Here is a 14,302-nt window from a genome sequence, read left to right on the forward strand (position 1 = left end):
CGGTCAGCATCTCTTCATCTTTACGTTTCAATCAGGTGTGCCGTGACCACGATCCGGTCCCGATACCCAAGATTCTCGTCATACGGTCCTGCACAAGTGATCAATTGAATCCGCTTTGACTGAGTCGCCGCAAAAATGGAAGCGAGCGGCACTTGGTCGAGGCGATACTGTTTCACACTGACCACTTCATACGTTGCGACTTGGTCTTTCCGTTGGAGCGTCACCAGTTCTCCGATCGGAAGTTGATCCAGATTCGCAAAGATAGCTGGACCATTCAGATCATCTAGATGACCCGATAGGACGACATTCCCCGTTGCGCCTGCTTTGGCTCCGTATTGATACCAACCGACTTGATTCACGTCAGACGGTGTGTCCATTCTTCCGGCCTCATCCTTCCCGACCGCTTCAATCGATGTATCAACATCGATTGAGGGAATGATCAGCCGGGCAGGGACGAAACTATTCGAATGAAACGTTTGTCGATCTACCTGCTTCGAGGTCAAGACCTGCGGTTCGGCAAATTCAGCCGTTGGCATCACGAACGGTTTGTCAGGAGCTTCCGCTTGAGCGCTCCATACGAGAAATGTGATTGTTCCTAAGAAAATCAGTTTAAGCGTCTTGCTTCTGACGACGAAAGACGTAGAATCCAGCTGCTGCCGCTCCAACCACTGCTGCTGCGAGCAACCAGTTCATTGAAGCTGTTTGAGCAAGACCACCTTGTCCTGTTTCAGGAGCCATCGCCATTTCCCCACCATCAGCGGCGAGAAGGACTTCAAACGCTGGTTCTCCTTCAAGGAGTCCGATTGCGAATGCTGTATAGTTTTTGCCACCTTCGAGTGCGACACCGTCAAGTGCTTTGACAACGTCAGTCGCTCCAGCCGGGCGTACTTCAAGGTCATACGTTCCAGCATCGAGTGTGCCGTAATCACTTACTGCTTTGAACTCGAGGTTTGAGAAGAGTGGGTCGCCACCTTTAGGTGCGACATCAACCGCTGGTGCATCTGGTGCGAAGTGAGCGACACGAACTTTCGATTTACCATCTTCAAAGTTTGCATCGTCTTCCATTGCAGCGATTTCGATGTTTTCAAGTTGACCGATCGCAGCGGCTGTATAGAACTTGCCTGCCTCAATTGAGAGGTCTGCTGCGACGACGACTGTTTCAGCGTCACCTGCCGGCTTGATTTCAACGTTGTAATCCCCTGCAGGAAGTGTCAAGTAGTCTGTGAGATCCTTGAATTCTGCTCCCTCGACCGCGACTTCCCCATCCACGTACACGTCAACTGCCGGTGCATCAGGTGAAGCATGTAGCACACGGACCATCGCATTTTCATGTCCATCCGCGCTAACCGGTAAGACGAAAGCGAAAGCCAGTGCTAGAGTACCCAGTAAAGACATCAACTTCTTCATGTGAAATTTCCTCCTTTTGATCTTTGGTAACCCACTACTTGCATACAACAAATGTGATGCAGTGCTACATGGTGTGCTACATCTGATTGCTATGTAGCTCGGTGACATCTTAAACTTAAGACAATCCGACAATGACGTAAAGGGGACACTATGCCCTGAATGTGCTCCGATATGCTAACGGACGAAAGCGCTACCTTTACATAAAATGTAGTTCCCTTCCACCCAAATATAAAACCACTCAGTCTGCGACTAAGTGGTTTTGTTTGCCCATTCGATATCATTGACAAAGACGGCATCGACTTGAAGCGCTAAACAACGCTCCAGTTGGTGTTGTGTTTTAATCGTATATGGTCTGATTGGAATCCCTCGATGTTGCAAGGAGCGTACTTCTTCGTCTGTGATGCGATCGATGTGCGGATGGACCGAATCCGCTCCGACGAATCGAAGATATCCTGAAATGTCATAAAGCGGCTGTGCAAGCAGAATGGCCGCCTCGATATCCGGTCGCATCTGTTTCAATCGGTGAATGGTTTCGTGATTGAATGAGGAAAAGAGAATGCGGGACTCATGAATCCCGGCGGACTCGATCGTATCGATGATGCGAGATTCAATTCCTTCATATCGTAGGACATCCGTCTTCACCTCTAAGTTCAAAATGACCGATTCCTCATTCACAAGGTCGAACAGGTCCTCGAGCGTAGGGATGTGTTCTTCTAGACCATGACGGACTCCAGCATTGAACTGTCTGAGCTCATCATAGGTATAGAGTGAAACTTGCCCTCTTCCGTCAGTCGTCCGCTCGAGCGTCTCGTCATGGATGAGAACGAGGACACCGTCCTTTGTCATGTGAACATCCGTCTCGATTCCGTCTGCCCCGGCCTCGAGTGCGAGCTTGAATGCCGACATCGTATTCTCCGGCCGATGTGCCATCACGCCACGATGTGCAAATCGTTTCATTTGGCAACTGTCTGATATTTTTGGGTCAAATATCGAACGAGTGGTTGGACCGAAATGGCTTGACCTGTCACTTGTTGAATGAGTTCGTTCGGTGTGAGACGTTTTCCATATTGATGAACGTTCTCCTGTAGCCACGCTTTGATTGGTTCGATTTCGCCTTCTGCAATCAACGTCTCAAATTCCGGAAGGGCTGATTTCAACGTTTCCGTCAACTGAGACGCATAAATTAACCCCAGGGCATAGCTCGGGAAGTATCCGAATGAACCGCCTGCCCAATGGACGTCTTGAAGGACTCCTTTAGCATTTGACGGAACATCGAGTCCGAGATATTCTTTATACTTTTCATTCCATGCTGCAGGAAGCTCATCGACGGACAACGTCCCTTGGATGAGTGCCTTCTCGAGCTCATAGCGGATGATGATGTGTAGACTGTATGTCAATTCGTCAGCCTCGATCCGAATAAGAGATGGTTTCGCTTCATTCACACCTCGATAGAAAGTGTCGAAGTCGATTGCACCGTATACCGGATGAAGCGATTGTAGTTTCGGATAGACGCGACGCAAGAACGCTTCGCTTCGTCCGATAAAGTTCTCAAAGAAGAGCGACTGGGACTCATGAATCCCCATCGACGCACCGCCACCTAGTCCGAGTTCATCGAGCATCGGGTCGATTTGTTGTTCATACGTCGCGTGCCCCGCTTCATGCATCGTACCGAACAGTGCATTTCTGAAATCTGCTTCATCATACTTCGTCGTAATCCGGACGTCGCGGCGGTTGATGGTGATTTCGAACGGATGTACTGTCGCATCCAATCGACCACGTGATAAATCGTATGCGACGACATTCATCCAGTCATGACAAATGGCTTCTTGAACATCCGCCGGCATCGACCAGTCCATAGAGAGTGATTCTTTTGGGAGCTGCTGAATAAGAGGAACGAGTTCGTCTCGGAGCGAGGCGAACAATTCGTCTAAGAGCTCGACCGTCATGCCCGGTTCGAAATCATAGAGCAATGCATCGTACGGATGTTTCTCATAGCCGAAATATTCCGCAAATTTTTGCTGGAATTCGATAATCTGTTTAAGGTATGGAGCGAATATGTCCCAGTCGTCCTGTTCTTTCGCCTTTTCCCATGCCGTCTCGGCTTCCGATACGAGTGTTACATATGCCTGATATTCATTGTGTGGAATCTTGGCATTCCGTTCGTATTGCGTCTTCGCGATTTCAAGTGACCGCGCCTCGACGTCAGATAAATCCTTTTCATCTGCCATCCGTTCTAGTAATGAAGCGAACGATTCACTCGTCTGTCGTTTGAATGCCTCAGTCGATAAATAACCGATTGTTTCTGCCCGGAGCGGTGCCGACTGTTCCGGCATTTGTGTACGCATGTCCCAATACAAGAGCGAGATCGCCTCGTCGAAGGCACGCAGTTGCTTAAAATGTTCACGCCATTCTTTTGTAACTTCCATCTGTCTTTCACCCCTATGTGTTATTCTGTTCCCTTTCTACTTTATTATAGATGTCAACCTTTGCCTACACCAGTTTACAAATCTTCTCGCTTGCTGTAGGAAAGTGGTTTTGTGGCAGGACCTTCTAAGACGTTGCCTTTTGCATCGAAACGAGAGCCGTGGCATGGACAATCCCATGACCGCTCGGCATTGTTCCATTTCACTGTACAACCGAGGTGCGTACAGGTCAGGTTGACGACATGGCACTGGTTATCCAAATCTCGATAGACGCCCTTGGTCTTCCCATCAACTTGCACGATTCCTCCCTCGTCTAGCTGCAGGTCTTGTACATCTTTTCGTTCAAGCATCCGATTTACTGTCCCTTTCGTGAATTGAGCGGCAGTATCTAAGTTTGTTTTGAGAAATGCACTGATATCACTAGGTTTAACCGTTTGACGGAGCGGTGAGACCAGCTCAACGAATTGGTTCGCATGACCTGTGAGTTGGTCCGCGAGCAAGGTGCCGGCAGCGATTCCGTTCGTCATCCCCCATTTCGAAAATCCAGTCGCCACAAAGAGATCTGGTTCTCTCTTGAACATTTGCCCTACGTAAGGAAGTCCATCTAAGGTGATAAGATCTTGGGACGACCACCTATGAGATGCCCGATGCGTTCCAAAATGTGCCTGTGCGTCATTCTCCAATCGATCATATCGTAGACGCGTATCTGTGACTTGCCCAGCGGTATGCCCCTCACCTCCAACTAGTAAATAGCTTTTTCCGTTTTCACTATAGGATCGAAACGAGCGATTTTGCTGTCCAACCTCTAAATACATCCCTCTGAGTGGTCGACTTTCCACTTCACAGGCAACGATATACGATCTTTCGATTGAAAACTTCGACACGTACAACCCGCGCAGGTCATTGAATGGATAGTGGGTCGCAATCACGACTTGATTTCCCTGTACCCTTCTACCGTTAGATGTAGTGACTACTGGACGTGGTCCCTGACTCACTTCCGTCGCTCTAGAATTTTCATAAATCTTTCCTCCGAGACGAACAAAACGTTCCGCTAATTCACGTAAGTATTTCACGGGATGGAATTGAGCTTGGTCATGGATCACCAACGCCTGCTCGATCGAGAACGGGAGAGCCTTTCTCACTTCTTCCGTCGCTTCTCCTCCGTCAATCTTCAAACGACGATACGCATCCAGTTCTTTAGTAAGTTCTTCGTTCGGTTCCCTAGAGTAAAGAAACGATTGTTCATTCGCGTAATCGCAGTCAAACCCTTCTTCAATTTGTTTTTTTAGATAGATGAGCGCTTCTGAGTTGAACTCGTAATATAAACGAGCGATGGACTCATCAAAATGACGAATCAACTTTTGATAAATCGTCCCATGTTGAACGGAACATTTTGCCGTCGTATGTCCCGTCGTCCCATGTCCAATCTCTAACGCTTCTAGAAGCGTCACTTGTTTCCCTCGCTTTTGGAGTTCATAGGCGCAGACGAGTCCCGCAATCCCTGCCCCGATGACGACGACTTCGGTCGATTCCGAAACGGAAAGGGATGGGTACGGCGTCCCAGTATCATGTTGACGCCAAATGGAGTTCGTGAACGGATAACGATGCATGATGCATCCTCCTCTCTAAAAGTGACATCTTTACCCTTATACCCGAAACGCAGTTCTTTCATCGCCGATCAATCATTGACCTAGTTCTTTATTTTATTAGCGAAAAAAAAGAGCGTTTTCTATTATGTTTATAGAGTAACCAAAAAAGGAGGGACTTTTGTTGACCCGTAGAAGGAGACACCGAAGAAGAACGTACATCATGCGAAGAATGATTGCCGCGGTCGTTTTACTCGGAATCATCGCACTGATCCCGACGTTGGTCGGATTTAAACAAGATAAAGAAGCACCGACATTAGCAGAAGCGTCCACACCAAAAGCTGAACCGATGAATACAGGTCCGCTTTTCCCGGATATCGACATGGGTTCATGGAGTCCGAGTGAGACGAAGATGATTTCGGATGAGGAAATCTCTGTTGGCGCACTAACTTTCGTCAACGTGACCAAACAAGAGATATTGATCGATAAAAACGCCAATGATCGTGTGTTTCCAGCCAGTACGACTAAATTGATGACGGCACTGCTTGCTTATGAGAAGGCATCTGCAGCGAATGAACTCGACCAACCAATCATTACGATTCAACAGTCGACACTCGATATTCCATGGGACAGCCATATCGCGCATCTTGCCATCGGGGATACATTGACAGTTCGTCAAGCACTTTACGCCACGCTACTTGAATCCGGAAACGATGCTGCGAACAGCCTTGCGGAATACACGAGCGGGTCGACCGAGGCCTTCGTTCAATTGATGAATGATCGAGCAAAGGTTTTAGGATTGACTGGAACGCATTTCGTAAATGCGCATGGCTACTCGGATCCGAATCATTATACGACGGCGAACGACATGGCTAAAATCGCCTTCGCATTCAGTACATACCCGGAGTTGATTGAAATTGCCGGGACTTATGAATTTAAAGCCGAATTTAAAGATAAAGACGGTAACGGCAAACGTCGTTGGTGGTATCACCTCGGTTCATCGGTTAATGAACGAAGTGTCAACTACTCGAAGTTCGTGACCGCCACGAAGACGGGTTATACGGACGAATCCGGATATACCATGGTATTCATCATGAAACATAATAGCGAAACTTATATCTTGGTTACGATGCAGGCGAAGTCTGGACAAACATTCCCGACGATGCGACTCGTTGAAGAAAAAGCATTCAAATAAAGAAGTAAAGAGCATTCAAAGATGCTCTTTTTCTTATGATTATAAATATGTTTTCTGAAAATTTTCCCATAAATATTACATTCATGTTACACAGGAAAGTCCTTAGCATTTCAAATATTCAGAATATTTAAACTTTTTATCTGAAAATTTTAGCCTTCATCCGTTGGTATAATGGGCTTTAGAGCTATTTTTATGAAAAAGTGTCAGTTTGCAATCATTTCAAAGGTTCTGTAAGGTAAAGCACAAGTTCGCATTTTCAACTTTTGTTTTTAACTGTGTGATGTCTTCACACAATCGCGAACGAGTTGATTAAATAGATCTTTTAACTTAATAGGAGGTAATTCAATGCTATGGCAAGAATGGGTATCAATCGCGCTTTATCTCGTGATGATGCTTCTTATCGGATACGTTGCATATAAACGAACGACCGATTCATCAGATTATATGTTAGGTGGCCGTAAAATGGGGCCAGGCGTTACAGCCATGTCAGCCGGAGCTTCGGATATGAGTGGTTGGATGTTAATGGGACTACCGGGTGCAATGTATGCAACTGGACTATCAGCAATTTGGTTAGCCGTTGGATTGGTCATCGGAGCTTACTTGAACTACTTGTTAGTTGCTCCACGACTTCGCGTCTTCACAGAGATGGCGAACGATTCGATTACGATTCCAGACTTCTTAGAGAATCGGTTCCGAGATCACTCGAACTGGCTACGGATCCTTTCTGCATCCGTCATCATCATCTTCTTCACGTTCTACACGTCAGCTGGACTTGTATCCGGCGGGAAGTTGTTTGAAAGCTCATTCGGATTAAATTATCAGACAGGTGTCATTGTCACAATTAGTGTCGTCATCTTATACACCCTCTTCGGTGGATTCACGGCAGTTAGTTGGACGGACTTCGCACAAGGTGTCATCATGTTCTTGGCGCTCGTGCTCGTACCATTCGTCGCTTTAACAGATATCGGTGGAGTAGACACTGCTGTCAACTCTGCAACGACAATCAATGCCGATTTGTTCGACCTCTTTAAAGGGACGACGACACTCGGGATTATCGGTCTCCTCGCTTGGGGACTTGGTTACTTCGGTCAGCCACACATCATTGTTCGCTTTATGGCAATCCGTGATGTGAAATCATTGAAAACGGCTCGTCGTATCGGGATGAGCTGGATGACAGTATCTATCATCGGTGCCGTCATGACAGGGTTCGTCGGAATCGCTTATTTCCGAGGACAAGGAAATCCACTCGGGGACCCGGAAACAGTCTTCATTCAATTCTCTGAAGTCTTGTTCCACCCGTTCATCACTGGTTTCTTATTGGCAGCCATCCTTGCTGCGGTCATGTCGACGGTATCGTCGCAATTGCTCGTCACATCATCTGCATTGACAGAAGACTTCTATCGTAAATTCTTCAACAAAGATGCAAGTGAGAAGACGATGGTCCTTGCCGGACGTGTTGGTGTCTTGCTAGTAGGAGTTGTAGCGACGCTCATGTCACTCAACCCATCAAGTACAATCCTCACACTCGTCGGATATGCATGGGCTGGATTCGGTTCTGCATTTGGACCAGCAATCCTCTTGTCACTTTACTGGAGCAAGATGACGCGTCAAGGTGCCCTCGCTGGTATCCTCGTCGGTGCCATTACCGTCATTCTCTGGATCGTCACTGGACTTTCGACAGTCCTTTATGAAATGGTACCTGGCTTCTTCTTGAGTATGTTGGCAATCGTGCTTGTCAGTAACTTTACTAGCCAGAAAGAACAAAAACGTATCAACCGTGAATTCGGTGAAATGGAAGCTGAATTGGCAGCTGCGAAGAAAGAGTAACGATTCACACAAAAACTCGGTTCCCTATAAAGGGACCGAGTTTTTTGTTTTACATCGATGCTGCGATTAACCAGACACGAATCACAAACGGTACGAGAACCAATACGAACATTGCGTTTCGCATCCACCGATTTCGGTTCCAATAGTACGCCATTAGTACGAAGGGATGCAATGCGACCAATTCGTATGGATTGAACCAAAACCATGTGATAATCAATACGATTAAAAAGTACAATACTGATTTTTCTTTCGACGTTCGGTATTCACGCCACATATCATAGGCGCCTTTAAAGAAAGCGATGAATGTTGCAATCCAGAATACGATGACAATCACATTATCAAATCCACTAAACAACTGAGTAACCACCTTTTAGGAAGGATTTTCTACATAAAAACCGCCCCAGTAAATATGACGGTACGTAAACTCTTTTCCACTTTCTACAGTAATCACAATTTCATCTTCCGTCAACACGAGGACATGAACCGGTACCTCACCCTGGCGAAGCATCGGGCTAAATAATTGAAACTGTTTGTTCAACCATTTGCGTTCTGAAAAGTTTTGAAAGTGATGTAGAGAAAGCATCGGATGGCTCAAGTATGCAGCACCAACTATTGCGACAGTGATTGGTGGCGCGCCGATTTCCATCATGAACGAGAAGACGAGAACAAGTGATAGCACCCCATACGCGAACTCTACTAATTCCATGAGAGAAGCTCGGCTAGCTATCACATATTGAATCACACGAAACATGAGATACAAGATGATACTGACAATCAAGTACTCAGAGAATGGCGAGTGTCGGAACGATACGTCCAAATAGAACAAGACAGGTAACAGTAGGATCCATTTCCATAGATGTAAGGCGAGGTAAAACAATGATTGATCGATGAAACGACGATTGTGTACGAGCCGTTGCATATCCATGTTTCCCACCTCCGCTTAGATGATGTGACCTTACGTTACCATTCCCTATTCTTTCGAATGATAACTAGCAATTACACGTCTAACGAAGTTTTTCTTTCCTCTCGATTAACGTCGCATTCAACAGCCCACCAAGCAAGATGACAGAGGCAGCGAGATAGAACCAAATCAATAAGACGATGAACGCACCGAGTTGACCATAAAACTGCTCGTAATTTGCGAATTGTGAATAGTAACTAAACACGTTCGAGACAAGCAGAATCCCTACTGTTGCAAAAGCGGCTCCGGCCCAACTATTTTTAAATGTTCCGGACACACTTGGCAACCACTTATATACAAATACGAATACAGTGAATAGAAGACCTGTTCCGATGATCCATCTGAAGTAAAACCAAATCTGCGCATATGTCGTGACAATCTCATCGATGAACAACACGTATGAAGAGATTTCTCGAAGTGCCGTCTCAATCACAGGGACGAGCAATGAAAATGGCAACACAAACATGAGCGCCAAGGTGATGGCGATATCCTGTAAGACGCCCCTCCAAAAGGCTTTATTACGAACAGCCCGGTAGGCATCGTTCAATGCCCGCACGAGAGATTGTACGGCCATTGATGAGATCCAGAGTGCTGGTAAGATACTGAATGATGCCAATTTCAATTTGGAGTTGTCGAATACGGCTTCAATGTTTCCTTCTAATAGCTTGTAACTGGCTTCAGGCATGATGAGTGATAACGCTTGAATCACATCGCCACTCGTAAACGGTAAAAATCCAACAATGCCTAATACGAATAATAAGAACGGGAACGTAGATAAAATGAAATAATAGGCTAACATGGCCGCTTGATCAAAAAAACGTTCTGTAAAAAATCGCTTGACGATTGTCAAAAATACTTGTTTCATCGTTACTCTCTACTTTCTTTTTATAATATAATGCGGTATTTGAAATAATAAGTTCAAAATGAAGAGGAAGCCCCTGTTTCCAGGGACGTCCCATTGATTGATGATCCTTCAACTAATTTCTTCTTTTTTTGTTTCCCACGCTTCAATATGTTCCATACCAGGAAGTTCGACACCATCTTTAAAGAATTCCGGGTCTCTTCCTTCTTTCTTTTGGGCCATATAGTCGTCGAGGAGCGTCTTGGCAACTTTACTCAATCGGAAAATCGCATACATGTTGACGAGTGCCATCAAGCCCATAAAGATGTCGGCAATCGACCAGACGAGTCCCGCAGATCGCACCGACCCGAACATGACCATCCCGACAACGGCAATCCGATAGATTATCAAATATCGCTTCTTCTCAGATATGAACTCGATGTTCGTCTCTCCATAATAATAATTGGCCAAAATCGAACTGAAAGCAAAAAGTAAGATGGCGACAGTCATGAGAGTCGTCGCAATCGGTCCGATTTCAACTAGAAGCGCCTCTTGGGCAAGCTCAATCCCTTGGAAAGCTTCAGAGCCTTCCACTCCTGAAATGAGGACAATCATCGCCGTTGCGGTACAGATGAACAAGGTGTCGACGAATACGCTAAGCGATTGAATCAATCCTTGCTTGACCGGGTGACTCACCTCAGCGGTAGCTGCGGCGTTCGGGGCAGACCCCATACCTGCCTCGTTCGAGAAGAGACCACGTCGAATTCCTTGGAGGACGGCTGCACCGACCGCACCACCGAACAACTGTTGGAAACCGAGGACACCTTCAGAGAAGATGGCGGAGAACACCTGTGGCACGACATCAAGATTCGTAAGGACGACCCAAATGGCGAGTAAGATATAACCGCCCGCCATGATTGGTACAATGATTCCCGATAAGGTCGAGATGGAACGAATCCCACCGAAGATGACGATAGCGGTGACAACGGACAAGATGATGCCGACCCAGACCGTATCGATCTCAAATACGTTATTCACGGAGAGTGCGATTGTATTCGCCTGGACGGAGTTAAACGCAAAACCGAACGCGAACGTAATCAAAATGGCAAATACGATGCCTAACCAGCGTGCACCGAGAGCCCGCTCAATATAGTACGCCGGACCACCGCGCCACGCCTTGCCGTCATGCACTTTATACACCTGGGCGAGCGTACTTTCAACAAACGCCGAAGCTGCTCCGATCAAGGCGATGAGCCACATCCAAAATACTGCCCCGGGACCTCCTAATGCAATAGCCGTCGATACACCGGCGATGTTCCCCGTACCGACACGGGCAGCCGTTCCGATGGCGAATGCTTGGAATGATGAGACCTGTCCTTTTTCATGCTTGATTCCTTTCACGAATAAGAGTTTAAACATTTCCGGTAACATTCGAAATTGAACGAACCCCATCCGAATCGTAAAATAAAGACCTCCTGCAATCAATACGAAGATGAGAAGGTACGACCATAAATAGTCATTGATTTGCATAATCAGTTCACGAATATCCAACGAAATCGCCTCCTTTTATCGGGTTTTTACCCGCTCTGAATATGACGGAAACAGTATGTTCACCGCACTTCCTTTAGAATCTCTTCACAGAGACGATGTGTCTCGAGACTGTCTTCCGCGACAACGGAGGCGTTCGGTTCCCCACGAAGTAAACGTAAGAAGTCTTCCACAAGGTCGATAAACCCTCGACGTTTCAAATTCGACTCCCATGGGTCGAGTGACCATTCCTTCACACCGTCTCGTCCATAGTCTGTAATCCGCTCCACATCACGCGTGACCCGCTTCACGGTCGGTGACATGACTTCCATCACTTCTTCGGTGCAACTGTTGTCTCGGTTCATCCAACCGATTGCCTCGATTCCCCCTGCCTTGAAATGAATCATCACTTGTTTCAGCACATCCCCTTCAAATCGAGGTGTGACACGTAAACGTTCGACAGGCTGAAGGTCGGTCAAATAACGGAGCGTATCGACGACATGCACGAAATCCTCGATCACAAATTCACGAAGCGATGCCGGTTTATACGTTCTGTTCTTTTGAATGAAGACCATATTTTTTTCTTCGACTTGTTTGAGTGCCTGTGTGGCCGTGGCAAATCGGCGATTGAAGCCTGTGACGAGATGGACGCCTTTCTCTTTAGCAAGTGCGACGAGTCGTTCCGTCTCTCCAAGAGTGAACGTGATCGGTTTGTCGATGAAGACATGCTTTCCTTGCCGTAGACAATACTCGGCTTGCTCATAATGAACAGCTGTCGTCGAATGAATCATGACCGCATCGATTTCTGTCATCGGCACGGCGTGTAGGTCTGAGTACCCTCCTTTGAAACGAAAGGTCGAGATGATATCGTGTAACTTCTGTTCATCCCTTGAGACGAGATACACATCAACGTCCTTTAATTCGGCATATACAGGTAGATATGCTTTTTTGGCGACATCCCCGATGCCCACTACTAAAATATTCATTTGCTCACTCCTCCAATATTATGTAGAAAGCCCGAAGCGATTGCCTCGGGCTCACGTAATAGATACAATCTCAAAACTTGTGATCGGTTCACGAATCGCGTCAGATACAATCTGGTAAGCCGCATGTAATTCTTCTTGATTATTTAAGTCCGGCACACGGTCCATTTCTACCTCGACCGTCCGAGTGTTCTGTTCTTTCACATGTAACTGATATTCGACTGTATACTTTTCCATCATCTGTCCCCCTCTAATTATACATATGTTATGTATATCCTGTTACACGGATGATGAAACAAGTGAGTTTGTTCTAAGAAAACAGAAAAATGACCGCTCAGGTGAACGGTCATGGATTCATCATTCTGATTTCGGTTTTGCGTCACGGTCCGGACGTGGGCGACGCTTTCCGAAGTACTGGTAATATTGCGTCTCGATATTTCCGTTGTACAGCTTCCGACGCTTCGTCGCCGGGCGCCCGTATGCCTTCTCGAAGTCTTCATAACTCGTCAACATATAGACACTGTAACCAGGGTATTTCGCATATTGTTCCCCAATCCGTTCGTACAAGTCGATGATTTCTTCTTCTGACTGAAGTCGCTCCCCATAAGGTGGGTTTCCGATGATGACCCCGTACTCTTCTTTCGGCTTCAGTGCGGCTGCGTCACTATGGACGAATGTGATCGCATCACGGACGTCAGCGAGTTCCGCATTGTCTTTTGCAAGTTTCACCATCCGCGGATCCAAGTCGATTCCATAGATTTTTAACGGTTTATCCCACTCCGCCTTCTCATTCGCTTCATTGATTGCCGCATACCAGGCTTTTTTCGGGATGCATGTCCAATCCTGTGCGAAGTATTCACGGTTGATACCCGGCGCGATATTTCGTCCAATCATCGCCGCTTCGATGGCGAGCGTCCCTGAACCTGTAAATACGTCATAAAACGGCATGTCCGGACGCCAGTTTGTCAATTGAATCATCGCCGCTGCCATCGTCTCTTTGAGTGGAGCTTGCGAATGAAGCTCACGGTAGCCTCGACGGTGAAGTGGACCGGACGTATCGATCGTGATGGTCGCCACATCTTTCAAAAGAGCGACTTCGATTGGGAATTTCGCGCCTGACTTCGGCAACCATTCTCCCTCTTTACGATAGCCGCGTTGCATCGCTTCAACGATCGCCTTCTCCGTGATTTTCTGACAGTCACGAATCGAGAACAGCTTTGATTTGACCGAGCGTCCGTCGACCGTGAACGCCGCGTCCCACGGCATGAGGTCGGTCCATGGTAACGCTACGACCCCGTCAAACAATTCTGTAAACGTTGTCGCCTTGAACTCGGCAACGACGAGTTTGACCCGGTCTGCTGTCCGCAACCACATGTTCAGACGTGGGATGTCTTCCATTTCCGCGTCGATATAAATCCGTCCGTTCTCGACTTCGCACGTGTATCCTAAATCCCTTACTTCTTTTGCCACAAGTGCCTCAATTCCCATCGCTGCCGTCGCAATCAGTTTACGTTTTGCCATCTAAATCGCCTTCCTTCTACATAAATATCTT

The 14,302-nt window shown here is 46.9% G+C and carries 14 protein-coding genes; 2 read left to right on the plus strand and 12 right to left on the minus strand.

What is annotated here, in order from left to right:
- Positions 1-20: 20 nt before the first annotated feature.
- From Q9R25_RS04145 to Q9R25_RS04165, 5 genes are all read right to left on the minus strand, one after another.
- Positions 21-665 (minus strand): class F sortase, encoded by a 645-nt coding sequence (locus tag Q9R25_RS04145; protein ID WP_230872811.1) that lies wholly within the window; start codon positions 663-665, stop codon positions 21-23.
- Positions 610-1,407, minus strand: coding sequence for a DUF4397 domain-containing protein (locus tag Q9R25_RS04150; protein ID WP_012726359.1), 798 nt, complete (start codon positions 1,405-1,407; stop codon positions 610-612). Before Q9R25_RS04150 ends, Q9R25_RS04145 begins: the two co-directional genes overlap by 56 nt.
- Positions 1,408-1,656: 249 nt before the next feature.
- On the minus strand, positions 1,657-2,364 hold the full coding sequence (locus tag Q9R25_RS04155) for a glycerophosphodiester phosphodiesterase (RefSeq protein ID WP_214690874.1): 708 nt from the start codon (positions 2,362-2,364) through the stop codon (positions 1,657-1,659).
- The gene (locus tag Q9R25_RS04160) at positions 2,361-3,833 is read right to left on the minus strand and encodes a carboxypeptidase M32 (protein WP_311282829.1); all 1,473 of its coding nucleotides are present in this window, start codon (positions 3,831-3,833) and stop codon (positions 2,361-2,363) included. Before Q9R25_RS04160 ends, Q9R25_RS04155 begins: the two co-directional genes overlap by 4 nt.
- Positions 3,834-3,907: 74 nt before the next feature.
- Positions 3,908-5,440: an FAD-dependent oxidoreductase gene (locus tag Q9R25_RS04165; protein WP_311282830.1), complete on the minus strand. Its 1,533-nt coding sequence runs from the start codon at positions 5,438-5,440 to the stop codon at positions 3,908-3,910.
- 199 nt (positions 5,441-5,639) lie between these two features.
- On the opposite strand from Q9R25_RS04165, the gene Q9R25_RS04170 reads away from it, so the two are divergent.
- A complete protein-coding gene (locus tag Q9R25_RS04170) occupies positions 5,640-6,611 on the plus strand; it encodes a D-alanyl-D-alanine carboxypeptidase family protein (protein ID WP_251131812.1) in 972 nt (323 codons plus the stop codon).
- 345 nt (positions 6,612-6,956) lie between these two features.
- Entirely contained in the window at positions 6,957-8,438 is a 1,482-nt protein-coding gene (gene putP, locus Q9R25_RS04175) for a sodium/proline symporter PutP (RefSeq protein WP_078146955.1), read from the plus strand.
- A 49-nt stretch (positions 8,439-8,487) separates the two neighbouring features.
- Here putP and Q9R25_RS04180 read toward each other — a convergent pair whose 3' ends face one another.
- The 7 genes from Q9R25_RS04180 to Q9R25_RS04210 form a co-directional block, all read right to left on the minus strand.
- A complete protein-coding gene (locus tag Q9R25_RS04180; RefSeq protein WP_074036975.1) occupies positions 8,488-8,793 on the minus strand; it encodes a hypothetical protein in 306 nt (101 codons plus the stop codon).
- Positions 8,794-8,808: 15 nt separating this feature from the next.
- On the minus strand, positions 8,809-9,363 hold the full coding sequence (locus tag Q9R25_RS04185; RefSeq protein WP_311282831.1) for a hypothetical protein: 555 nt from the start codon (positions 9,361-9,363) through the stop codon (positions 8,809-8,811).
- A 79-nt stretch (positions 9,364-9,442) separates the two neighbouring features.
- Positions 9,443-10,264 carry a YihY/virulence factor BrkB family protein gene (locus Q9R25_RS04190; protein ID WP_196430760.1) on the minus strand — a complete coding sequence of 274 codons (822 nt, stop codon included), beginning with the start codon at positions 10,262-10,264 and terminating at the stop codon, positions 9,443-9,445.
- Positions 10,265-10,372: 108 nt separating this feature from the next.
- Entirely contained in the window at positions 10,373-11,791 is a 1,419-nt protein-coding gene (locus Q9R25_RS04195) for an alanine/glycine:cation symporter family protein (RefSeq protein ID WP_311282832.1), read from the minus strand.
- A 59-nt stretch (positions 11,792-11,850) separates the two neighbouring features.
- Positions 11,851-12,753, minus strand: a complete 903-nt coding sequence (locus Q9R25_RS04200) for a Gfo/Idh/MocA family protein (protein WP_311282833.1) — start codon at positions 12,751-12,753, stop codon at positions 11,851-11,853.
- 51 nt (positions 12,754-12,804) lie between these two features.
- Positions 12,805-12,987, minus strand: a complete 183-nt coding sequence (locus tag Q9R25_RS04205; protein ID WP_230872813.1) for a hypothetical protein — start codon at positions 12,985-12,987, stop codon at positions 12,805-12,807.
- A 120-nt stretch (positions 12,988-13,107) separates the two neighbouring features.
- Complete coding sequence (locus Q9R25_RS04210) at positions 13,108-14,271, minus strand: THUMP domain-containing class I SAM-dependent RNA methyltransferase (RefSeq protein WP_074036970.1); 1,164 nt, start codon at positions 14,269-14,271, stop codon at positions 13,108-13,110.
- Between the last annotated feature and the right edge of the window lie 31 nt (positions 14,272-14,302).

The sequence above is a fragment of the Exiguobacterium sp. BG5(2022) genome, assembly GCF_031844365.1.
In the GTDB taxonomy this organism is placed as follows: domain Bacteria; phylum Bacillota; class Bacilli; order Exiguobacteriales; family Exiguobacteriaceae; genus Exiguobacterium; species Exiguobacterium profundum.